We start from the raw sequence: 24,062 nt of genomic DNA on the forward strand, positions 1-24,062 counted from the left end.
CAATTATTTACAAAGTTAAGACTTTTTTAAACTTCGATAAATAGAAAAGGATTAAAAAGAGAAGATATATAAATTATCTTGGTAGATCATTCAAATCATATGACGATTATTAACCATAAAATAAAAGTATAATAAAATTATACTGGAGACACTTTGTTTAAGAAAAAAGAATTTAATCAAGCTAAATTACGTCTTCAGGTCTTACGGGAGTCTTATTGAACCTCTTTCCAGTGGCGTCCTCAATAGCCCTTACTATAACAGCTGGTCCAACTATTAGTGCGGCTTCACCAACTCCCTTTGCCCCAGTGGGATACGCGGATGGATGTGGTTTTTCTACGAAGTGACTTTCAAACTTTGGTGTCTCAACAGCCGTTGGTATAAAGTAATCAGCGTAAGTTACAACTAACTGACCATCGTCGTTAATTATAGCTTCTTCTAATGTTGCTTGTCCTACAGCTTGCGTAGCCCCACCGTGAATTTGCCCCTCAGCTAAAGCCGGATTTATCACTACACCTATATCATCGTAAGCCTTGTAGTCTATTACCTTTATTATACCATAATCGTCTACTTCAACTACTGCCACATGAACTCCATAGGGGAATGTAACATCTCCGGACAGAGTGACTTGAGCGTAAATACCTGGTTCATTTGAGGCATAAGAGGATGCAGCTACTTCATCCCAACTAACTTTCTTACCACCTGCACTGAACTCTCCATTGGAATATGCGACCTCCTCTACATCCACGTTCAAAATCTTAGCAGCTGTCCTCTTCATCTTCTCCAATACCTCCTTTGCAGCGACAAGTGCAGCACTCGCAGCAGCTGAGGCTGTTCTCGACCCATAAGTACCCATGCTTGCAGCGACAATTTCAGTGTCTCCCCAGACCACTTTGACTCTATTAATGTCTATCTGCAAAGTGTCAGCTACTATCTGGGCGATTGCAGTTTCTGTACCTTGACCGTGGGGGGTTCCTCCGGTTATTACTAATACATCTCCAGTCTCGGATACTCTGACTTCGCCAAACTCCCAAGGCCCGAAACCGCTGATCTCCAAGTAAAATGCCATCCCTACACCTATCTTCCTGCCCTTCTTTCTCTCCTCCTCAGCCCATCCTTTGAGCTGATAATATTTGAGTGCTTTCAGTCCCTCCCTCAGTAAGCCTAAATAATCACCAGAATCATACTTCAAGCCGAATGGGTTCGTATACGGCATCTCGTCCGTCCTTACCATGTTCACTTCTCTGACCCTCACGTCGTCTAGCTTCAACTCGTCGGCAATAATACTCATTATTCTCTCTATTATGAATGTAGCTTCTGGCCTACTTGCTCCTCTGTACATTGTTATGGGTGGGGTGTTAGTGTAAACTGCCCTACTCCTTATATGGATATCTCTAACCTTATATGGCCCCGGGATCATTAAAGGAATAATTGCTGGTTGTAGAGGGGCAGTATAAGTTAGATAAGCTCCTAAGTCAACCAGTAAGTCTCCTCTAATTCCTAACAATCTCCCTTCTCTGTTAACTGCAATTTCCCCTTTGAAGGTATTATGCCTGGCTTCAGAGGCTAACATTTCCTCACTCCTAGTCGCTGTCCACCTTACTGGTCTCCCCAACTTTATAGCACTGGCTATGACGCTTATATCTTCCGGCAAAATATTCACTTTGCTTCCGAAAGCTCCTCCTACATCGGGCATTATGACCCTTATCTTGCTGGAAGGAATGCCAAAAATTCTGGAGAACTCTGACCTAGCTGTGTGGGGAACTTGTGTAGAGTACCATACCGTCAGGAAGCCTCCTTCATATCTAGCTATAATGCCTCTAGGCTCCATGGGTGACGGGATGAGTCTGTTGTTTGTTATCTCGACTGGGATCACTTTGTCCGCGTTCTTAAAGGCGTTCTCTATGTTGCCAGCACTGTAAGTCCGGTCAAAAGCTACATTAGTCTTTAACTCCTCGTGTATGATCACTTTATCTTCTAAGGAATCTTCCATCTTAACTGTCGCAGGTAATCTCTCGTAGTCAACGCTTACTTTGTCTATAGCGTCCCTCACTGAATACTTATCAGTTCCTATCACTATAGCCACCGGTTCTCCGGCATACCTAACTTTCTTATCTGCCAACGGCTTCCTTTTTACGAATTTCCATAACTTAGGATCTTCGTAAGTAGTCCATATTCCTATACCTTCCTTAACCTCTAAGTCCTTTGCCGTGAAGACCGCGACTATCCCTTGGACTTTTAGCGCATCACTTACGTCTATAGACTTAATCAGCGCGTGTGCGTAAGGGCTCCTGACAAACCCCGCATAATAGGCTGATATCTGTATGTCATCTACGTAAGTTGATTTACCGCTGACGAACTTATCGTCATATAACCTCTTTATTGGTTTACCCGTGTACATGACCGTCACCTCCTGCAACTTGCCTTATTGCCTTGACTATGTTTTGATATCCAGTACACCTACAGATGTTACCATGAATACCTTCCCTTATTTCCTCTTCCGAGAGATGTTGATGTTCCTTGAGGAGATAGTGAGCTTGAACTATCATCCCTGGAGTACAGTAGCCGCACTGGAGGGCAAAGTTCTCCTTGAATGCCTCTTTAAGCTCCTTTGCGTCTAACCCTTCGATGGTAGTCACCTCAGCACCGTCAGCTTGGACTGTAAGCACTGTACAAGACTTAACGCTCTTACCGTTGAGGAGTACAGTACACGCACCACAAGTTGATGTATCACATCCTATCTTAGTACCGGTAAGCCCTAGTTCATCTCTCAGGAAGTGGACTAGTAATTGCCTAGGCTCTACTTCCCTTTCGTACCATATCCCGTTTACTTTTATTTTAATTTTTGCCTTTTCCCCTGGTCTAACTAACAATACCTAACACCTCCTTTAGGGTGTTTACCGTAAGAGCTTTCATCACCTTTCTTCTGTACTCGGAAGATCCTCTGGAGTCTGAAGGAGGGTTCACTTGAGAGGCTACTTTTTCTGCGAAGTCCCTAATTACGTTCTCAGAAGGTTTAGTATCGAGTAAAGACTTCTCTATCTCGTAAGGTCTGAACGGCTTGTCGGAAACGCCGGTATAAGCAATTCTGATATCCTTTACTACTCCGTCTACTTTAGCTAAAACAGCCATTCCAATCAATGCGTAGTCTCCAGCTCTCCTCACTATTTTCGCGTACTTATAGTTGTATCCCTTAAGTTTAGGGAAGACGATCTCCACTAAAAGCTCGTCCTCCCTTAACTCGGTTGTATAGGGCCCTTTAAAGAAATCCTTAGCCTCTACCTCCCTCACGCCTTTCGAACTCTGTAACCTTAACTTAGCGTTGTAAGCTGTAACTACAGCTGGATAATCTGCCGATGGGTCTGCGTTTGCTAACGAACCACCTATAGTACCCATATTTCTGACTTGCATATCACCTACCTTTTTTGCCGATTGGTGAAGTAGAGGCAAGTCTATCCTCACTATACCGCTTTTAACCAGGCTGGCATGTGTCACTGTAGCACCTATGATTACACTATCATCTCCTGACGAGATGTGATTTAGTTCCTTGAGAGGGTTTAAGTCCAGTAGAAACTTAGGCTTTAATATTCTAAACTTTAACATAGGTATTAAGCTCTGACCTCCTGCTAAGGGCTTAACGTCTTCATTACTTAAGAAGTCTAAGGCGTCACTAAGACTGACCGGTCTATAATAGCCTAATTGGGGTGGATACATTATATGGTAATGGTAAGAAATTTATTAAATACTTTGCTTATCTCTTGATTAAATTGTTACAAAATCAAAAAATGTTCATTTAAACATATTTTAATTAATTAGGTCGACCATATAATGTCTCCTTAGAATCGGTTTTGTTTTAGGATGTATATGGTTCGAATACATGTTGAAGACACTACGAATAATCAGAACTTACATTATTCATAAACTTAAAGAGAGTATATGAATTGTTTATATCGAGAACGTAGGCATCTTACGCGGAGGGTCACCTATCTCAAATATCTGTTAAACCAGTCTAGCTTTCTTCTAAGCCTATCCTTCATGTTGTTGGGCTTACCCCTTCTCGCATGTTCGTGACCGTCACCCTTATACCTGACCAGTTCGCTATCGATTCCATTCATTTTCAACGCCATAAAGAACTGTTCTGCTTGTTCTATAGGACATCTGTAGTCCTCCTCTCCATGTATTAGCATTGTAGGCGTCTTGACATTCTTTACGTAATATATGGGAGACATTTTCATTAACTTATCCATATTTTCAGGTTTCCACGGGTCGTCAATACCGGACTCTATAGTGTTGAACCAGAAGCCTATGTCACTCGTACCGCACATGCTGACGAGGTTAGATATACTCCTCTCGCTAATCGCCGCAGAGAACATATCTGTCTTTGTGACAATCCAATTAGTCATAAACCCACCGTAAGATCCCCCGGTAACGCCGATCTTACCCGTCAGCTCGTATTTCTCTCTGACAGTTTTAACGAAGTTTAAGATGTCCTCCATGTCCTTCCCTCCCCAGTCACCTACACATGCTTTAGCAAAGTCCTCACCGTAACCTTGACTACCCCTAGGGTTTGAGTATATTACGTTAAACCCGTGCTTTGCGAAAAACTGGAATTCTATGAAGTAGGAGTACCCGTAAGCAGTGTGTGGCCCTCCGTGGATAAAGAGTATCGTCGGAGCGTGCTTGTCCACTATTATAGCCCAACCCTCAACATCTCCCCTAACCAGTTCAGGCTTTAAACCCATTACTGAGGGGTTAGGGTCGTATGTCTCCCCCTTGTAGTACATTATTGAAGGCTTTTCAGGAGTGGTATAAACATAAACCAGTTCTCCGTCTAAATAATCGAAACTCCTGACTACCATATCCCCATCTGTCAGTTGGTCCACCTTGTTATCACTAACTTTGTAAACGTTTGTTTTAGCTCCGACTTGACCAGTGGTTACTATTTCTCCCCTCTTAAAGACTAACTTCTCCTTTGCACCGTCGAACAAGTCAGTGAGGACGCTATTACCACAATAATTTCCGCACAGATAACTCTTATCCTCCTCTGGTAGTATTACTTCTTTTACTGCCCATGGTGTTTTACCCTTTCGGTGTCCTAGATAGGCTATTTGACCGTCCTCATTCATAGCAACAGCCGTTATGTTTCCCTCCCCTCTTGTGATTCTCCTTAATTCATTTCCTTCAACCTCATAAATGTCGGATAGACCCACATCATCGTTTTCTTTTGTAGCAGAGATCACGATCCTTTTTCCGTTAGTTGCAACGTCAGTTACGTCGAAGTCACCTTCAACAAGTGTCTTAACTTCTTTTCCGTCAAACAACAACAAGGACATCCTAGTTCTCAGTAGACCTCTTCCGTCAAACCTATACTTCAGTTTTTTAGCCACGAAGTGGCCTTCTTTTTTATCTTTCTTTTCTCCTATGACTAAAATCCCGTCCTTATGGAAGACGAACTTATGTATCTTACCGAGAGTAAAGAGTCTCTTAGGTTCTCCGTAAGGACTTTGCTTGACGAGTGTTCTTCCGTTTAAAACGTAGTAGAGATCCTCTCCGTTGATCGATGGTAAGAACTCCTTCCCGCCGAAAGTAATCCTATTCTTATCAAGGTAGATGCTTGACTTATACTCATTCCCTTCTATCCACGTCTCGGTATGTAATAGACCCTTCTGACTTAGTTTCACTTCTGAAACGAGTCTTATTGAATACGCTTCTTCTATCGTGTCCATAAAGTATTATGTGTTTACTTACTTTATAATGTCAACTGAAGGTCCTAAGATCGGTATGCGATCGGCTTAACCGCTGGTATCTTCAGTGAGGACCCGAGAGAGATTGAATACTTCTTTAACAATATAGAAGCCGGTGTTGTTTACGTAAATAGGACTGTAGGGGCTACTACCGGTGCAATGCCCGGAGTACAACCGTTAGGGGTTGGAAGCATTCGGGTTGGACTAGGAAAAACGCGGGAGGACCCTATTACTTACTCTCCTTCCTCAGAGAACAAGCTCAGACGTATTACGAGTGACTTTGACTTTTTTCTTTCACTTGCACTCCTCGTCTAACGTCTTTATACTCATGTCGTCTGTGTAATCGATTACACAGAAGAATTCCAGTTCTGAGTCACCGTTCACGAAGGAGTGTTTTACATTAGAATCTATGAAAATGAAGTCACCAGCTTTCATCTCGTAGGTCTTGTCGGCTACGCATACCTTGCATTTACCTTTAGTTATGATGACAGCCTCTTGGTATTTATGTACGTGCATCGGTATTACGCCATGTGGCTCTAATGTGAACTTTCTGACTGCGTAATGGGCTCCATGATCTTTTGTGACAAGCCACTGGATGTAAGCTCCTTTTGACCCCTTTATCGGAACTTGGTCTTTCTTTACGGAAGAAATATTGGATAGATAATACTCCAAATTGTTCCCCACTATTATTACTTAGAGGAGATTTTAAATAGATTATAACTTCAGAGTGTGAATTTCTCACAATTCTTCACAAGTTTTTTACTTAAGTTCTTCATATAATATTCAACAACCTTTTCTTTTTTCACAAACAGTATCATATTGTCATCGCATAAGAAGGACTTAAACCCTTCCGTGTATTTCTTAATTATATCTCTATTTTTATAATTTACTTCTCTTAGACCTACCCCTATAAGGATATAGTCCTCGTAATTCCTAAACTCGTCTGGAATGTAGATCTTTTCTAACAGCTCGGGGATGGTAGTACCTCTGTACATCCCCTTTGCTTTGGCTATTATGTACGCTAGGAAGACTATTGCGTGGTATTTCTTTTTATACCATAAAAAGGCGTCTTCTAACGTAAATCCCCTACCCCTTATGGTGTCGACTACACTCATAAACCACCGGTAGTAATAATTAATCCCTTTTGAGTACCTTTTCTCTCTAGCTCCATAGCTGGACTGTCTATGTAAATTCTTCTCCATTGTTATCAGCGGTATGTGGTGGTCGAAGCCTACTCTATACCAGAGCTCTATGTCCTCTGCGACTATAAGATCCCTCCAACCACCCTTCTCTATAATCTCTTTTTTGGGTGCGACAAGAGTGCTCTGTATCGTAGTTACTACCTTTGCTCCTCTTTCAGCTGAGTATTTCACTATATCGTGAAATATCTTGTTGTATTTTACGTCCATATCAAAATAGGCTGTCATGGAGTTTTCCGGGCAGTAGTTTAGTGAATATTGTCTCCCCACACCTCTTGAGGACTTATAACGCAAAACGGTCAAATTAAAGTCTTTTCTCAACTCCTCCAGTTTTTCGTAAGTACCATCAGTTGAATAATTGTCGGTTATGATTATTTTGTAACTAGGGTCGAAAACAGACTTCACACTCTCTTCAACTGTGTCCGCGTTATTGTAGACGGTACCGTAGAGGCATATCTCCACCATTTACTCTAAAGGTAGATTAAAATAAAATAAAGCCTTTGAGAGAGGTAAGGTGGGGGACTTATAACGGTTTGATTAGACTGACAATTAATTAACGTTATTAGTTTATATTGCCACACATTATCACACTATGAAAGTACTCTTTATAGTAGGAGATGAATATGAGGATATTGAACTGTTATACCCGTTTTATAGAGTTATAGAAGAAGGCTTCACTCCGGTTATTGCGGGTAAAGAAAAGGGAGGAAAGATAGTCGGTAAACACGGTTATACTGTAGTAGCGGATATCTCGTTTAAAGAGGTAAAGCCCGAAGAGTACTCAGCTCTGGTAATTCCAGGTGGTAGAGGTCCTGAGAGAATACGGACTTTGCCGGAGGTCAAGGAGTTAACGAGGAAATTCTTCGAATTGAAAAAACCCGTAGCCGCAATCTGTCACGGACCTCAAATCCTCATCTCCGCCGGAGTAATAAAGGGAAGAAAAGTCACTTCCGTGGCTTCGATTAAGGACGACGTGATCGCTGCTGGCGGAGAATACATAGACAGCCCAGTAGTTGAGGACGATAATCTAATATCATCGAGGCATCCAGGTGACTTACCCTATTTTGCATCAACGTTGATTAAGGCATTAAAGGGAAGAAAAATTAGTTAACTACCCATTTAGAATTTAACCTCTATTTCTTTTTTCTTATCTATTTTCGAACTCTCTCAAAAATTGTTCTATGTCAGTAGTCGAGGGTAAGTTCTCTTGATCTCCTCTTATCATAACGTTAAGTGTTGCCGCTACTATACCATAATCTAAAGCCTTTTCTAAAGTAAAACCTCTGTAATATAAAGACAGAAAAGTACCTCCTAAAGCGTCTCCAGCACCTACTACATCTTCGACCGGAACCGTATATCCGTGAGAGTAGTACTTCTTACCTTCGTAGTACAATGTAGCTCCTTTAGCTCCCATCTTCATTACCACTACATCAGCGTAATTTAGAAATACTTTAGCTGCCTTATCGGGATCCGACTCGCCCAATACTATCTTTGAGTCGTCAGTATCTGTTATCAGGAAGTTCAGGTGGAATTTGTTAAGTATCCTCATTATCTCGTATCTCGCCTTATCAGGAGACCAAAGTTTAAGCCTTATGTTAGTGTCAAAGGATCTGGCTCTAGCAAAGTCAAAAGCCTCGTATACAGCCTCTTTAGCAGTGTCTGAAATAGCGAGGGTAATCCCAGAGGAGTGTACTATGTCAGCACTTCTGACATATTTTTCATCAACATCATTCGGGGAAAGTTTGCTCCCAGCACTCCCCTTTCTGTAATAAATCGAGTCGCTCTTGTAAGGGACTGGATAGTGCCTTTGTATGAAAAATATCCCAGTAGGGCTTGAATCATCAATCTTTATCTGAGATACGTCTACACCTTTCCCTCTCAACCACTCTATGGCGTTGTACCCGAACTCGTCTTTCCCGACACGAGCTATAATACCGCACTCATTCCCTTGCCTTATGAACGCGACACAATAATTTGCCTCGCTACCCGCAACATGTTTTTCGAAATAGTTAACATGCCTTAGGGGTCCGGGAGTAATTGGGTTAAACTGAATCAGAATTTCTCCCAGCGTGACCATTTTAGCCATAAATTCCACTAATAATATCTTCTAATTTTCTCTTTAAAGGTTCAACTTCGCTTTTCAACATTTTAACTTCATCGTCTGTTAAGGGATATATTGGGGGTCTAGGATAACCCACCTTATAACCTAACATTATCTCCACCATATAGTATGTTGCCGAGAGCTGCCCGTATTTCCTGATCGCGTCTAGTAGCATGTTAATCAACATCTGGACCTTGAGTGCTTCCTCCCTCTTTCCTTCTTTTATCAGCTTCCTCATAGCCGATATTATGTGGGGAGAATGGTTTGCAAAAGAGGCTACTGTACCGTCAAGTGACGATAAAGAATAGTAGATTAAGCTATCGGATCCATTATAAACGATTAAGTTAGGATTTACTATCTTGTATTCAAGTGTGTGAGCTAAGTCCTGCGTAGTGTCCTTTAGTCCTTTGAGCCCGTGGATCTTTCCCACTACTTTTGCTGATATATCATATCCAGTCGCCGCGGGATAATTATAAAGGAAGAAGTCGTGTTCACTCTTGCTTATAATGTCATTAAAATAATTGATCAGCCATTTCTCTGGAAGTCTCTGGAAGTAATAAGGAGAGTAAGATGCTACTCCCAAAATGTCGAACTCCTTAGAATATTCGACAAGCTCAAAGACATCATACAAATTAAGACCACCCACTTGGAATATTACCTTGTGTGTGACGTCATACACCGCCTTTAACGTTTCCTTCTTTTCCTCTTTAGAAAGAGCCGGTCCCAAACCTGTTGTTCCATTAAGGAAAATTACGTCTACTCCGAGTTCTAAAAGCCTCTTCACGTGGTCTTTTAAGGCATTTATGTCAACTTTACCATCTTTCGTAAAGGGGGTAATGATAGGGACTACGACTTGCATAAATCATATTTATTGAGTTAGGATAAAAAGTCCTAATGAAACTATCGATAAACAAGTATTACCTGCTACTGATCGCCGGTGGGATGAGCTTTGGTACCGCTTCTATTTTCATTAAATTATCGGCGATGTCCCCTGGGAGTATAGCATTCCTTAGGTTCTTTATTGCAGGTCTCATCCTCACTTTAGGGAGGGTCGACCTTAAGAAAGTCGTGAGGTATTCACCATTTGGATTACTACTAGCAATGCATATGGTGACCTTTATTATCAGTGTTTACTCGACAACGATAATCGATGCTACTGTTCTCGTCTCTACCTCCCCTTTTTTCGTAATTTTGTTATCACCTTTCTTAAAATTCAAGACAAACTTAAGGGATATAATCGCTGTCATCACCGGGTTTTTGGGAGTGGTATTAATGAACCTTCCTCTAAAGCCCGGTTTACTTTTCGGAAACGCCATTGCAATATTGTCAGCCTTTTTAATAGCCCTTTATACGGCTGGACTGAGTAAAGTCAAAGACGAGCCGATAACCTTAACTTCTTCTATATATATTTCTTCTTCAATATTTACACTTCCGTTGTTCCTAATGCAGGGACTTGGCACAGTTACCATAACTTCCGTCCTAGCACTATTAGGTTTAATCACATTACCTACCTTGCTGGGTCATACGTCTATAATAGTAGCCTCTGGAAAGGTCAAACCTCAACATATCGAGACGATAGGGCTGTTAGAGCCAGTAGTCGCAACATTATTGGCTATCCCTATATTCGGTCAAATACCGACCGTCTTCGAAATCTCTGGGGGAATGTTAGTAATACTATCGATACTTATAGTCGTGACGAGCTCAGAGAAGAGTTAGAACACTAACTACTTCGTTTAGTCACAAATACTCCCATATTCCCTTTCCTTTGTAGTTATATACCACTGTTTTATAAGCCGTCACATATTCAATAGTGTATCCTATACCTTCTCTCCCTATCCCGGAATCCTTTCTCCCGCCAAAGGGGAAGTAACCTATACCATGCTTGGGGTACTCGTTTATGTAAACCGCACCTACTTCGAGCATTCTTACTGCCTTTCTTATCTTATTTATGTCATTTCCGAACAATGCTGCGTCCAGTCCGTACCTCCTACCGTTAGATAACTCTATTGCCTCTTCTATATTGCTTACTTGAGTGAGCACTGCGATTGATAGAAATACCTCTTTCTTATACAAGTACAAGTCCTTTACTTTCGATTTATCGATTTCAATAAGCGTCGGCTCAATATAAGTGGCGCCCAGTCTTTTTCCTCCGTAAAGTACAACTCCTCCTTTGCTTACGGCGTCTTTTACGGCAAACTCGAATTCGTCTACGGTCTTAGGGTCAATCACAGGCCCCATAGTGACTCCGTCTTGTCTCGGGTCTCCTACTTTCACCTTCCTTAACTCCTCTACTAAATTCTCCTTTAGTTTATCGTATATTGGTTCTTCTGCAAATACGAACTTTATCGAGTCACATCTCTGCCCGGAATAGCTCGTTATACCGGTGACTATTTTCTGGGCTGAAACTTTCGGATCAGCGTCAGCCATAACTATCGCAGAATCGCCACCTCCGAGTTCCATAACGTATTGCTTTATTCCACCTATTTTCATCACTTGCTCCCCAGTCTCGGTACTTCCCGTGAGTGAAATAACACCTATCCTTTTGTCCTGAACTATCTTGTCCATTTCTTTGCCCGGTATAGTGATTACCGCTAAAGCCTCTTTCGGAAAACCTGCCATCTCTGCAAGTTTTGCGAACAGCATCGCCGGTAGGGGAGTGGCACTGGCTGGTTTAAGAATAAAGGCGTTCCCTGCTACGGTCGAGTATACGAACTTGTTTACCACGTCGAAAAGAGGGTAATTAAAGGGGGTAATGGCTAACACTATACCTAAAGGCTCCCTTCTCACTATTGCCTCAGCCTCCAAACTTTCGGTACTCCAGTCACCCGGGACGTACTCACCGTATAGTTTTCTCACGTCTAAGTCAGCCCTCTCTAACCTCTCGATAGCTGCATTAACTTCGCCATTTGCAGCTGAAGGGGTCTTTCCGTTACCGATTACTAACACGTTCACAAAGTCCTGCCTGAACTTTTCCAGTAAAGAAGCCAGTGTGTGAAAAACCTTTAATCTCTTCTCCCCCGGCATATCCCTTATTTCCCACCTGCCCTTTTTATAAAGCGTCTGTAAAGCCATGTCAACCATTTCATAGTTTAACTTTGGGACTTTTGCATAAACCTCTAAGTCTATGGGAGATTTTACTTCTTCTAAATCTTTCGTTGATGTCCAGATTCCAGCTATATACGTCTTAAAGGAAAGCACCTCATCTGAGTTTACTGTATATATCTCTCTAAGTTCACCTGAAAGCTCTTTGAGTTTTGCCATAAGATATATTTATTCATTTTCATTTAAATCATTTTTTCAGTCCTCTGGTATAGAAATTAAAATCTCAAATTATCATTCATGAATCGTTCAAATTATTTTAAGCAATTAGAAATTGTTCACCTTCAAACCATGATTAGATACCAAGGATTTATAAACTACTTCATATAGTTTAAACTTATGTCTGATAGGGAAATAAAAGGGGGAGCCAGAGATTTCGGAACCCAATCAGATAAATTGTTAAGAAGATCTCTAAATAAGTTCGAATTATTATATCTCTCCTTAGGAGGAGTAATAGGTTCAGGGTGGTTGTTCGCTTCTCTGAGTACTGGTGCATATGCTGGAGGTTCTGCAATTCTGTCATGGATAGTTGCGGGAATCCTAGTAATGTTCGTGGGTTTAGCTTACGCTGAGCTTGGAGCTGCTATACCGAAATCTGGAGGAATAACCAGATATCCCCACTACACTCACGGAGGCGTAGTAGGTTACATAATAACTTGGGCTTATTTCCTATCAGCCTCTTCAGTACCAGCTATTGAGGCGGCTGGAGCTGTTGAGTATATAGCCTCATATTATCCACAATTAACTACTACGGGAACTTTTAACGGAACCCAGATAACAATACTAACACCTGAAGGAATAGCACTCGCCGGTCTTCTATTGCTCTTCTTCTTCTTCCTAAACTATGCAGGCGTTAACATCCTAGGTAAGGTAACACATGGAGTAGGCTGGTGGAAGTTACTAGTCCCGACGCTAACTGTTATATTTCTGTTAATATTCGACTTCCATACTGGAAACTTTACAGCTGGCGGAGGATTCTTCCCATCATCTTCCAACGTAGTGGGAGGAGCTAGTGGAATTTATGGAGTCAACGCTGTGCTTTACGCAATACCTACTACCGGAGTTGTGTTCTCATATTTAGGCTTCAGACAAGCTGTTGAATATGGAGGAGAAGGTAGAAATCCTAAGAAAGACATTCCGTTTGCAGTAATTGGTTCGTTAGTAATTGCCATACTACTTTATACAATGTTACAAGTAGCTTTCATAGGCGGAATTAACTGGAACCAATTATATCTAAATGAGTCAGGTAAGCTAGTCCCAGTACCAGTTGGTAATTGGAGTGCTCTACCTACAGCTGAGACAAGCAGTGGTGCAGCCATAGCAAACGGTCCCTTCTTAATATTATTCCACCTAGCACCCGAGGCTGGAGCTATTGCTGGATTATTTGTGTTATGGGCTATAGTGTTAACAATAGATGCTGTTGTCTCTCCATCCGGTACTGGATGGATTTATACTGGAACTTCCGCGAGAACTATATACGCCTTTGCCAGTAACGGCTACTTACCAGAGATATTCCTTAAGGTAGGAAAGACTAAAGTTCCAGTATTCTCACTAATTGCTGCATTAATCATAGGGTTCATATTCTTACTACCCTTCCCGTCATGGTATGCCCTAGTGTCTTTCATATCCTCAGCTACAGTGTTAACTTACATAATGGGGGGAATTAGCGTAGCGGTGCTAAGGAAGCATGCACCAGAGTTAAATAGACCCTTCAAATTGCCTGGTGTATCAATAATAGCTCCCTTAGCGACGTTAGCCGCTGGTCTGATATTATATTGGTCAGGGTTTGCTGTACTATTCTATGTGTTTACTGGTATTACCTTCGGTTTACCGTTGTTCTTCGGGTATTACGCATACAAAGTATTAAAGGTGAACAAGACCATTTCCGCCTTGGTTGGCATTGTTGACATTGTAGTTTCTATAATAATTGCAATAGCTTTCTTTAACGCCACTTCAGGACTTACAACAGCTAACAATACAGCGTTCATAATTTACATACTCATTTATGCAGCTCTATTAATGGCAAATGTAGCTCTCCTTAACTTATCCGTAACGAGTGAGGATATTAAGAGAGAGGTAAATGCTGGTTGGTGGTTGGTAGGCTTCTTTATAGCAATATATATTCTGTCCTACTTCGGAGGATTCGGCCTAAATCCAATAATACCGTTCCCAGAGGACACAGTTGTAGCAGCTTTAGTAATATTGGGGTTCTACTTCGCAGCTGTTAAGAGCGGTTTCAGGACTGAGGCAATAGAGGAAATACTAAGCGAGACTCCCGAGCTGCCTCAACAAAGGTGAAAGCTTTACGAAGAACCCCATTATAGCTTTGTTTCTTTTTTTATATTATTTAAAGCCGATTTACGACAGTATAGTCATTGCATTTGTTTTAATATTTCTCTCTTTAATACTTCTGTCCTTAGCTATGTTTTCTGTTCTCAAAAGTTTTTAAAACTGTGATTTTTAAAAACTAGATATGAATTTAAGATTACTGTTAACTTTACTCTTGATCACTTCTTTTCTTCTAGACCTCATTACATTCACTCCCATCTCTTCAACACCTACATTGATCCCTAAGGTTTACACCAAAGACCCTCCCTATTATCCCATTGGAGTCTCATCTAACGGTGTTAGTCCCTCGGGGGTTAAAGTTGCAGTTGAGACAAATTCTGTAATGGGTTATGTATATATAGGATCACTGTCTACGAGCGGTGCCTCTCTGCAGCTGAATGTGGTGCTAGTGATGAGCTCCTTAAGTAACCTTCAGGAATATTGGATACAGAATGCAATACAATTCCAAGGATCTCAAATGCGTTTCATAGACAATATTTGGAACTTTACAGCAAATGGTGCCGGATTGAACCCAGCATATATATCTGGTAATGGTCAAGTGACGACAACAACCACAAATAATGGACAAGTAGTATCATTTTACTACTATTCGACATCTTATCAATCCTTCTCAACTCCCATGTCATTGTTACTTTTCATAAATGTGTCAAAAACCCAAAGTGGGGCGGAGGTTTGTATAGGATATGAAATGGGTGGCTCTTACGTTAGATATGACACCGTGATAATAACATTAAGCGATATCCTTAACGCCTATATCTTAGTGGCACCCCAATTAACCGGAAATGGGGAGTATTTTGATGCTGAGCTTGTCTGGGGAGGGTTCTCAAACGGATCTATAGCTACATTCTCGTCAATGAAATCACAATTAGCAATATATTATAAGGTTACGGGAACTAACTTATACTCACCGTTTCCAGAAGTTTATAACTATGGCTTCGACACAGCAGAGACTTCATCTAACATACAAGCAACCTTGGGTAATAACGGTATGGTCTGTGTGACTATCGGCAACCCAAACCCGTCCTATTTGACGAGCTATTTTACACCTTTGATCCCGGGGTGGACATTAGTTACAGTACTCTCAAACCACTACTACTTAGTTAACGGGTATAACACTACAGCAAATGTACCTTATAACACTCAAGAACCGGATTACGGAGAGTCCTATTACACATCTTACACCTCACCCTCTAGTATTACCCTACAACTTCCGCTGTTTAATACATCACTTTACCGCTATTTGCCTATAAGCAAGGTGCTAAGTAGTAGTGGTAGTTATAATACCACTAACAACATAATCACTTTGTCAAACGGCTATTATCAAGTGTTTGTGAGTTATATCCAAATACCTAACATATTGAAGGTTACAATTAATATACCCATGTGGGGGACATTGAACGGAACCCCCGCACTCATCAAATCGGGTGAATACTATTACGGAGAAGTAATAGAATTACCCATATGCAATTACTCTGTAATAGCACAGGGGGAAAGGGAACTTCTAATTCCTAACGTAACATATATAGTAATTACGACTAACATAACAATACACGTAACCGTAGTTTTACAGTACTTGGTAGATATTAAGACCGAGTACCCCCTAATAGTAGAAGTCAACGGGAAAACATTGAACGTGACAGGGAACCAGTGGTTTAACTCCTCTTCAAAAGTAGTGATCCCACTGCAATATTATTATTTATTAACGGGTATAAGAGAAGAATTACTAAATCCCACCAGCTTCATTGTAAGTCAACCGAACATAAACTACACAGCCTCATGGATAACACAATACAGACTGATAATAAACTCTCCCCTGCCATTATACGAACTGGTTAACGGGATTAATATGACGGCTACACATATACAATGGATAAACCAGAGCTCAAGAGTCCTCATCCCTCCGCAAATATACTACAGCTCGAAAACCGAGAGGTGGATCTTAACCAACAACCTTAACGTAACATTGAACTCACCCATTAATTTCACAGCAAGATTCTTATTACAGTACTACGTTATAGTCCCTTACAAGGCGTTAGTAGAAGTAAACGGGAGTTACCAGAACATAACTTCAGGATGGTATAATAATGGAACAATGATAACGGTGCCGAACAATTACCATTACCTTTCCAATGACGAAAGAGTAGTATACTACATACCAACTCCTTTCCACGTTATAGTTAACTCATCTATGACGATTACCATAATCTCTAGTTACCAATACTACGTAAGTATAAACAGAGAGTTGGAAGGGTATGTAAATGGGACTTTAATGAATGTTACAAGTGGGTGGTATAATAACGGGACTTCTATAGTGTTTAAGGTAGCCTACTACGATTTTATCGCGTCTAGCGAGAGGATAGCATGTTCTCCTAACATTACTTACATAATCGTCAATAAGCCTGTAGCTATAAATGTGTCGTTAGTTAAACAGTTCCTTGTAAACGTCCTTTCTCCGTACCCACTAAAAGGCATAGCAAACGGGATGATCATGAACTTTACTACGGGATGGTACGACTCCGGACTTTCAATATACGTGCCGGTTCAATACTATTACGTTAACAATTATAGCAGGTATGTCCTGATTAATAATATGACAATAAGAATTGAATCTCCCCTGAACTTTACAGCTATTTGGAGGTTACAATTCTTCGTTAACGTGAGTTCACAATATCTTGTATTAGCCCTTGTTAACGGTCACCTCGTCAATTTCACTAACGGGTGGTATTTCAACGGAAGTAAGATACAGGTTCTGACTAACGTAACTTACCCAATAAATAGTACGGAAAGATATGCAGTCCTCTCTGTATTACCTTTCTCTAACTTTACATTAATAAAACCTACCTCAATTACAGTAATTTATTACCCACAATACTTGGTCACAATAAACGGACAGAAGTCATGGTACTTCAAGGGCAGTGAAATAAGGTTAAATACTACAGTTCCCTTTTTCGAGAGTGTAAAGTGGACTGGGACATATAATTTACCGAATGGAGTTGTGATCATAATAAATAAACCCATAGTGGAAAACGCTGTAGTTTCTATCAATCTAGTAAATGTTGTGTCTGTGGTATTACTGATAATCTCCACGCTTTTAATGCTATTTGCGGCAATTAAAAGAAGATAAGGAGGAAGAAAGTTTTAGTCAAAACTTCTCTCTCCACTAAAGTAAGGATAATCATTTAAGCAGAATATTATATTGAGTTGTATGAACTTTACACTGACTTTTCTCTCCCTATATCTTATAAGTATGGCTATAGGAAGGAAAGTCAAACTGCCTTCAGTGATCACGGAAACTACAGTGCTTGTCTTGATATTCACTATTTCCTATTGGGGAGGCGTTACAATTCCAGTCAACGAGATCGCTAGCGTTTTGGTAATATCTCTAATTATGGCAACCTTGTTAATCCTCATAACATATGTTATTGGCTTATTCTTTATAGACAAAGTTCATTTATACCCTATGAAAGTTAACTTGAGGATGCAAATAAAATACGTTATACCTTTGGTTTTGGGTCTTATCTTAGGACTTGGAATCAGGTTTGAGCTACCTTTTACCTTCATCATAGATTATGAGTTATACTTTTTGGCTGTAATTATAGGTATTGAGATAGGCAGGAGCTTTAACATAGGATTACTCAAGAGGACTACGGGACTAGCGATCTTAGCAGTTACGGTTGACGTGGTAGGGGCTATAATACTCTCAGTGATCTTCTCCCCCTTAATTCCCTTAAAGGCAAGTTTAATGATAACCTTAGGATCAGGTTGGTATTCGTATACGGGACCATTCGTCGCTAAATACTTCGGTCCAGCTCTTGGCGTAGTCGGGTTTCTAAGCAACTTCCTGAGAGAGCAATTAGCTTTCATCTTGTTACCGATCTTACTAAGAGTGAAGGCAACTCCTATAGGTGCTATAGCCATAGGAGGGGCTACGTCAATGGACGTAACGTTACCTCTATACGTGGACTTGTTAGGCGGAGAATACGCTGTAGGGGCAATGATAAGCGGTTTTATTTTAACTTTGCTCATACCCATTATTTTGCCAACGATTGCATTACTATAATGGGAAATGACTCCCTTCACGGGACTTGAGTTATCCTCTTTACGAACTTACATTTTTGTAAAACTTTAAACTTATTCAACGATCTAGGTATAACAAGCTCATCCACTGACACGATAGAGTCGATATATCTATCTAGAGTAGGCTCATCTATGTCTTCTAACACGAGTTTTTTTATGTTCCTGAACAAGACGGGTTTACCCAGACTCGTTATCTCGTTCCTATTAGCCTCAAGTTCTTCAACGTCGGATATGATCACGACGTCCTTTTTAGCCTCGTTAAACCCATCGATAAATGCCTTCCCCGTCTCCCTAGCCTTGGAAACTGCATCGTCGATCTTTTCCCCAGCTTTTCCCGCTAATCCAAGAAAAGTACTCATAGCTTGGTTCATTATTTCCCCTACCGTTTTCCCGCTCTGTCTTGACAGATTTACCATCCTGTTATATAGATCGCTATCTACTCCCCTTATAGTAATGGTCTTTCTATTATTGTTGTTTTGATCTTGAGGATTTGAAGACATATGTTAATATTGTCACACTGTTTAATAAGTTTCACTGTTATACATGTTTAACACATCATGAGGTCATCCTCAGCCTCGATTTCACCATGTGTAAAACCTTATCGTCAGCTTTTAACCATTTTAATTCCTCTTCTAAAACGTCTAAACCTAGCCTGTGGACGTCATACAAGATCCTAGCCACTTTGTCACCTTTCGACATAGTTGATATCACCGCTTCCTCCAAACTTTCACCTTCCTTAACTTTCAGCACGATTTCGGCTATCTTGTTAAACTCGTCTGGGACTCCAACTACAGACCCCCGTAACTTTATCCTTACACGGGGGTAGTCATAGCCCCTCATCTTAGCTAACTCGGTAGTGGCGTATTTCAGTCTTCTTCCCTTATCTACAATTCCTCCTATGATGAATACGTCCGAATTCCTTATTATTTCCTCGTTTGCATCGACATCACCATAAGGGTCGAGTACTATAGCAGGGGCGTCGACCCTAAACGAGCTCACTGTCAAGGCTTTTCCAACCTTTATACCTCCGACTACCACCATATTCCCATCCCACCAAAACTTTCTCACCACGTTCAAAGTCATAAATAATTGCGTTAAAGTCTTCTTCTTCTCGTCCTCAGCTAATCTGTTGAATAGTCCTAGGTCTAAAACAATTTTAGGGTATTGCGGGGGGTTATCAAGGACATTCTTACCACCTTTCCTATAAATACAGTCACTAATTTCCTCCCCCCTACCTTTCAGGAGTCTAATGTCGTCAATATTAGCTACAGTTACTCCCTTCATCTCACCCTCCACAATACCGTAACCTTTCGCGAGCATTTTTACGGCTAGTCTTTGTAAATCTACTGGCTCTCTACCTATGTAGAGGGAGAAACAACCGAGTTCCTTTAGCCTTGACAATAAATAAGTGTAAAGCATAATACAGACTATTTTAACATACTTAATAATTTGTTGAGGGTTAGACAACGTTTCGAAAAGGAAGACTCGTATTGTAGGGTTGATGTTTTTAAAAAACTTCTAAGTTAGCTGTCATACCGACGCGTTAGGCGGTAGAAATACAGTTACTCCGTTCCCGAAGATGATATATATATCTGTTGCTGAACTTGACTGTATTAACAAGGTGTAGGGTGACGTAGATATATGTATATTTATAGGGTATTTCATTTGTTGGGGGGACGTAATCATCATCGGTTCAAGTCCCTGACTATTATACGCGATTATACACGTTATATTTACACTATAAGGACTAGAATAGTCAAATTGAGGATTAAGTTGAAATGTTATTTCCAAACAATAACCGCTATTCGTCGGAAAAGCATAGTACGATATGTTGAGTATATCGTTCTTTAACTGAGCCTCCATCAAGTCGTGTAAGTACTTATAATTTTCCATAACATATGTCGTGGTACTATATTCCGAGTTCTCTAACTGCAATGTAACTGCCGTAGAAACTGCTAACGTCACTATTATGATCAATATCAACATGGCTGCGACAACATTACTCACTCCTTTATTTTTTCTCACGTTCTTTATCCCACTCATTATCCCACCAAGACAGAGCTATTAGTACCTACTTGAGCGTAGTAAGTCTCGTTAAGGTACTCTAATTGGACTAGTAAAGTGTTAGCCGGACCATTAATTACAAAACATTCAGTATTCGATGAACTGGGAGTGCCAGCCACATAATTTGCCTTAACCCACTCACCCTTTATCGAGTAATTATATATGCAAAATACTACTGGTTTTGGAGACCCAGCTGTCCACTGAATCAATAGCTTTGACGTCCCATATAGAGGAACAGTATAAGTAATATTGATTACCCCTATGTTAGGTTGAGGAGGGCTCTCTGGTACTAGACCTTGGGAATAAGAAAAAGTTACATAAAAGAGAAGAGGCACCATAACTCCTAGAATGAAAATTAACAAAATAAGAAACCCTATTATATCAGATAATCCTTTTCTAAACTTTCTAACCATTTTTTCTTACACCTCTAACGAGGTAGAGAAAGAAAAGTATGACTGTAACAAAAATAATCACAAGTAATATGTAAAAATCGAAAGAAGGATTAGTGTTAGAAGATGCTATACTTATATTCTTGCTAGCTGTTGACGCATTCTGAACCGGGATCGGTGTAGCTGAGAAAACTAACGTATTGTTACCGTTCACTTGGTATTCCAAGTTAACAGGGAATACCTTATAATTAGGTACGGAGACGTTTATGAAGTAAGCAGTAGAATTACTTAAGTATAAATTGACTACGGGTGAAGACTCATTATAAGGAGTACCGTTAACATAAAGTATCCAATGAGTACCGTTCTTAACTCCTTCTAAATCTACTTTGACTTGTACTAATTCGGAGGTGTACCTAACATCTAAATCGGTATTGCCAGTTAAGTTTAACTCTATCGACGTTATGTTAGGCTTAAACCCCAAGTAGTCCATAAAGGTAATATTATACAATATATCACCCGCTAACTTAAGTGTTATAGAACCGTTAGTAGATGTGTAGTCCTGACCGTTGATTTCAACTGTAAAAGTACCGTAAGAAGGTAGACCTAATTCCTTAAGCGTCAACACGTATACTGGTGGAGGGAGCAACTCAACTTTCACCAGTCCGTATTTAGTGAGCACATAAAAAGCTCCGTTATAACCTACTGCGTCTAAGACCGGAGTAAAGTTAGAGTAAATTACTTGATATCCGTTAAGGGAATCTAAGACTTCATATCCCGTCTCCCCAGCCACATACACAAGCCCGTTATTATAGTATATCCAGTAGGGGGTGAAAGGCAGAGGTACGTAGTCAATGTTGTAATAAGGTAATTGAGAGAAGTAGTTTATTGGTATAACGAATAAGTCCAACACCGATAAGTTGTTGAAAACCCATAGCCCGTTAGGGGAAAAGCTCCCTGATATAAATGTATTATTAGCGAAAGTCATAGCTGTCAGAGCGTCCTGATAGTAGCAGACCGTCCTGTTACTCCCGTTATAATATAAGAAAGTATAACCTTCCCCCGAGTCGACAATAGCATAAGAATTTGTAAACGTAAGGAATCCAAAGCTCTCGTAAATGTAATAAGACTTAACTATATGAGTGCCCTTAATTACGTACACATATTGATAGTTAGCTGCTACATACAGTTCACTGGTATAGTTATCTACAAATAACCTTTGAGGTAAAGGGACGTCGATTTGTGTTACTGTCCCATTATAAAAGTACAGAGAACCATTTGTAGTTATGAAATAGAACCCATCAAGGAAAGCAAGACATTTAATATCATAACCCGTCAAAATATAGGAGTCATTCTCTAATGAGAATATCCCATTAACAGTACCTAAATACATTTCACCATTTACAAACGTGAAAGTGTTTGAACCCTGAGGGATGGATAAGGATATCGTATTATAAGACGCTGACTCCACAGAAGCTAAGGCAACTACTACAAAAAAAGCAAAAATAATTGGTTTTGCTTTAATTGTCATACGAATCACTCAGAAGGAGTTTGGAAAGAGCTAATCGGCACCGGGACAAACGAACTATAGCCGGGTGGTATCCACATCAACCCGAAGAATATACCTAATGGCTCGGATGTACTATAGTCGGATGGTATATTAAATGTAAAGACTATAGTAATATTTACACTTCCGGTCAGGGTATAATCAAATATTGGTTGGTTATTGCTCATCGCCGAAGGATCATCTGAATAAAGGACATGTATCTGCTTGTTGCTACCACTCATATACCCGCTAAACACCAATTTTCCGTTTATGTAAACTTTACCATACTCATTTGCCCACACGACTTTACCACCATTAGTCTCGGTGGTAATCCCCGGTGGACAATCCGTAAAGTTATAGGAAAAGATATAAGCACCCTTCTCAGGGGGAACCAAGTTAGCTTGGAATTCTATTGTCACATTCTGACCGGTCTCTGATAGTACAGCGGGGTTAAACACTAACGGGGTTGCACCACTCCATATCACCAAAGCACCGAACGGGGTGAAAGCGGTAGGTATGGCACCGGCCAAGGCCCAAAACGCATCGTATTGGCTCTCGTTCACTAAGTTATATACCTCATACCCTACCATCTGACCGTTTACATATCCGTATTGTCCGTTTTTTTCTCCATGAGGTGTTTGTGTACTATAATATTCCTCAGTTTGCAATGGGTAAACATTAAGTATCTTAGAGTAAACTACGTAGTTCTGAGTCCACATTATTTTTATGTCATTAAAGTCGGGTAGTCCACCGTGGTACAAGAAGCTTATCGCCTGAGGTGTAAGCGAAACATTATAGATAATAGTTGGACCTAAAGCTCCGTCAAAAGAGTAACTCGGTGAGTCACCTGTACATACATCACCCGCGACGCCTGGCAATGATTTAAGCAAATTACCGTTAGTAACATTATACACTGACCCGGTGTCTATTATAGATAGCGGGCTATTATTTAGTGATAAATTAGGTTTTAACTGTACTTGTGAAACTAGTGAACCGTTGACATATAGGGACATAACTCCGGTTGAGGCGTTGTATGAACCAGCAACCATCATAAGATACGTAGCTTGATTTCCGTTTAATGTAGTTTCAGCTGGTACAGGGTTGGGGTCTACTATCGTTACCCACGTGCCGTTATACAATTGTACAGTAAATGCTATATAGAATTCATTATTGTTGCCACCACCGGGGGGATTAGGTTGACCGGGGGGATTACCTGTATTAGCTATCCCATTACCTATTACAATGCCAGCGTCACCAGTCCACACTGCATAACCACCTAGCGGCGCGTAATTCGAGTAATAGGGTACATTTGCCTTAGGACCACTACTAAGTAGATTAATACAATTTTGAGAACCTGGTCCACCTCCTGGTCCTCCACCACCTGGTCCACCTCCTGGTCCTCCACCACCTGGTCCACCTCCTGGTCCTCCACCACCTGGTCCACCTCCTGGTCCTCCACCACCTGGTCCACCTCCTGGTCCTCCACCACCTGGTCCACCT

Annotated in this window: 19 protein-coding genes and 2 pseudogenes; 6 read left to right on the forward strand and 15 right to left on the reverse strand. The window is 40.7% G+C overall.

The genetic code is table 11. The features are described 5' to 3' along the window. Positions 1-181: 181 nt before the first annotated feature. The 4 genes from cutA to WIW89_RS09275 all read right to left on the reverse strand — a co-directional run bounded on the left by cutA (position 182) and on the right by WIW89_RS09275 (position 5,723). Positions 182-2,398: a glyceraldehyde dehydrogenase subunit alpha gene (gene cutA, locus WIW89_RS09260; protein WP_337720538.1), complete on the reverse strand. Its 2,217-nt coding sequence runs from the start codon at positions 2,396-2,398 to the stop codon at positions 182-184. After that, positions 2,385-2,870 carry a (2Fe-2S)-binding protein gene (locus tag WIW89_RS09265; protein ID WP_337703119.1) on the reverse strand — a complete coding sequence of 162 codons (486 nt, stop codon included), beginning with the start codon at positions 2,868-2,870 and terminating at the stop codon, positions 2,385-2,387. Before WIW89_RS09265 ends, cutA begins: the two co-directional genes overlap by 14 nt. Next, entirely contained in the window at positions 2,860-3,711 is an 852-nt protein-coding gene (gene cutB, locus WIW89_RS09270; RefSeq protein WP_337720539.1) for a glyceraldehyde dehydrogenase subunit beta, read from the reverse strand. The genes WIW89_RS09265 and cutB overlap by 11 nt, the downstream gene beginning before the upstream one ends. Before the next feature lie 269 nt (positions 3,712-3,980). Beyond that, a complete protein-coding gene (locus WIW89_RS09275; RefSeq protein ID WP_337720540.1) occupies positions 3,981-5,723 on the reverse strand; it encodes a S9 family peptidase in 1,743 nt (580 codons plus the stop codon). Positions 5,724-5,786: 63 nt separating this feature from the next. Here WIW89_RS09275 and WIW89_RS09280 point away from each other — a divergent pair. Further along, positions 5,787-6,019 (forward strand): annotated as a pseudogene (locus WIW89_RS09280) (aldehyde dehydrogenase family protein); the annotation flags it as partial. Positions 6,020-6,035: 16 nt separating this feature from the next. Here WIW89_RS09280 and WIW89_RS09285 read toward each other — a convergent pair. Then, a complete protein-coding gene (locus tag WIW89_RS09285; protein ID WP_337703113.1) occupies positions 6,036-6,413 on the reverse strand; it encodes a cupin domain-containing protein in 378 nt (125 codons plus the stop codon). 50 nt (positions 6,414-6,463) lie between these two features. Next, positions 6,464-7,405: a glycosyltransferase gene (locus WIW89_RS09290; protein ID WP_337720541.1), complete on the reverse strand. Its 942-nt coding sequence runs from the start codon at positions 7,403-7,405 to the stop codon at positions 6,464-6,466. Positions 7,406-7,532: 127 nt separating this feature from the next. On the opposite strand from WIW89_RS09290, the gene WIW89_RS09295 reads away from it, so the two are divergent. Beyond that, positions 7,533-8,051: a type 1 glutamine amidotransferase domain-containing protein gene (locus WIW89_RS09295; RefSeq protein WP_337720542.1), complete on the forward strand. Its 519-nt coding sequence runs from the start codon at positions 7,533-7,535 to the stop codon at positions 8,049-8,051. Positions 8,052-8,087: 36 nt separating this feature from the next. Here WIW89_RS09295 and kdgK read toward each other — a convergent pair whose 3' ends face one another. Together kdgK and WIW89_RS09305 are read right to left on the reverse strand one after the other, a co-directional pair. Then, entirely contained in the window at positions 8,088-9,026 is a 939-nt protein-coding gene (kdgK, locus tag WIW89_RS09300) for a bifunctional 2-dehydro-3-deoxygluconokinase/2-dehydro-3-deoxygalactonokinase (RefSeq protein WP_337720543.1), read from the reverse strand. Then, entirely contained in the window at positions 9,019-9,900 is an 882-nt protein-coding gene (locus WIW89_RS09305; protein WP_337720544.1) for a bifunctional 2-dehydro-3-deoxy-phosphogluconate/2-dehydro-3-deoxy-6-phosphogalactonate aldolase, read from the reverse strand. The genes kdgK and WIW89_RS09305 overlap by 8 nt, the downstream gene beginning before the upstream one ends. A gap of 35 nt (positions 9,901-9,935) precedes the next feature. Between WIW89_RS09305 and WIW89_RS09310 the strand changes: the two genes are divergently transcribed. Next, entirely contained in the window at positions 9,936-10,757 is an 822-nt protein-coding gene (locus WIW89_RS09310; protein WP_337720545.1) for a DMT family transporter, read from the forward strand. A gap of 21 nt (positions 10,758-10,778) precedes the next feature. Here WIW89_RS09310 and gapN read toward each other — a convergent pair whose 3' ends face one another. Next, entirely contained in the window at positions 10,779-12,302 is a 1,524-nt protein-coding gene (gene gapN, locus WIW89_RS09315) for an NADP-dependent glyceraldehyde-3-phosphate dehydrogenase (protein ID WP_337720546.1), read from the reverse strand. A gap of 177 nt (positions 12,303-12,479) precedes the next feature. On the opposite strand from gapN, the gene WIW89_RS09320 reads away from it, so the two are divergent. The 3 genes from WIW89_RS09320 to WIW89_RS09330 all read left to right on the forward strand — a co-directional run bounded on the left by WIW89_RS09320 (position 12,480) and on the right by WIW89_RS09330 (position 18,549). Then, entirely contained in the window at positions 12,480-14,438 is a 1,959-nt protein-coding gene (locus WIW89_RS09320; RefSeq protein WP_337720547.1) for an APC family permease, read from the forward strand. A 175-nt stretch (positions 14,439-14,613) separates the two neighbouring features. Continuing rightward, positions 14,614-17,613: a thermopsin family protease gene (locus WIW89_RS09325; RefSeq protein ID WP_337720548.1), complete on the forward strand. Its 3,000-nt coding sequence runs from the start codon at positions 14,614-14,616 to the stop codon at positions 17,611-17,613. Positions 17,614-17,694: 81 nt separating this feature from the next. Further along, positions 17,695-18,549: a lysine exporter LysO family protein gene (locus WIW89_RS09330; RefSeq protein ID WP_337720549.1), complete on the forward strand. Its 855-nt coding sequence runs from the start codon at positions 17,695-17,697 to the stop codon at positions 18,547-18,549. 16 nt (positions 18,550-18,565) lie between these two features. Here the strand turns inward: WIW89_RS09330 and WIW89_RS09335 are convergent, their stop codons facing one another. The 6 genes and pseudogenes from WIW89_RS09335 to WIW89_RS09360 all read right to left on the reverse strand — a co-directional run. Continuing rightward, the gene (locus WIW89_RS09335) at positions 18,566-19,066 is read right to left on the reverse strand and encodes a hypothetical protein (protein ID WP_337720550.1); all 501 of its coding nucleotides are present in this window, start codon (positions 19,064-19,066) and stop codon (positions 18,566-18,568) included. Between the two features lie 55 nt (positions 19,067-19,121). Continuing rightward, the gene (locus WIW89_RS09340) at positions 19,122-19,988 is read right to left on the reverse strand and encodes a tRNA (adenine(9)-N1)-methyltransferase Trm10 (protein WP_443296473.1); all 867 of its coding nucleotides are present in this window, start codon (positions 19,986-19,988) and stop codon (positions 19,122-19,124) included. A 108-nt stretch (positions 19,989-20,096) separates the two neighbouring features. Continuing rightward, the gene (locus tag WIW89_RS09345; RefSeq protein WP_337720552.1) at positions 20,097-20,609 is read right to left on the reverse strand and encodes a hypothetical protein; all 513 of its coding nucleotides are present in this window, start codon (positions 20,607-20,609) and stop codon (positions 20,097-20,099) included. After that, positions 20,609-21,043, reverse strand: coding sequence for a hypothetical protein (locus WIW89_RS09350; protein ID WP_337720553.1), 435 nt, complete (start codon positions 21,041-21,043; stop codon positions 20,609-20,611). Before WIW89_RS09350 ends, WIW89_RS09345 begins: the two co-directional genes overlap by 1 nt. After that, on the reverse strand, positions 21,036-22,547 hold the full coding sequence (locus WIW89_RS09355; protein ID WP_337720554.1) for a hypothetical protein: 1,512 nt from the start codon (positions 22,545-22,547) through the stop codon (positions 21,036-21,038). The genes WIW89_RS09350 and WIW89_RS09355 overlap by 8 nt, the downstream gene beginning before the upstream one ends. 5 nt (positions 22,548-22,552) lie before the next feature. Continuing rightward, a pseudogene (locus tag WIW89_RS09360) lies at positions 22,553-24,062 on the reverse strand (hypothetical protein); the annotation flags it as partial.

It is taken from the genome of Stygiolobus sp. CP850M, assembly GCF_037389425.1.
Classification (GTDB): domain Archaea; phylum Thermoproteota; class Thermoprotei_A; order Sulfolobales; family Sulfolobaceae; genus Stygiolobus.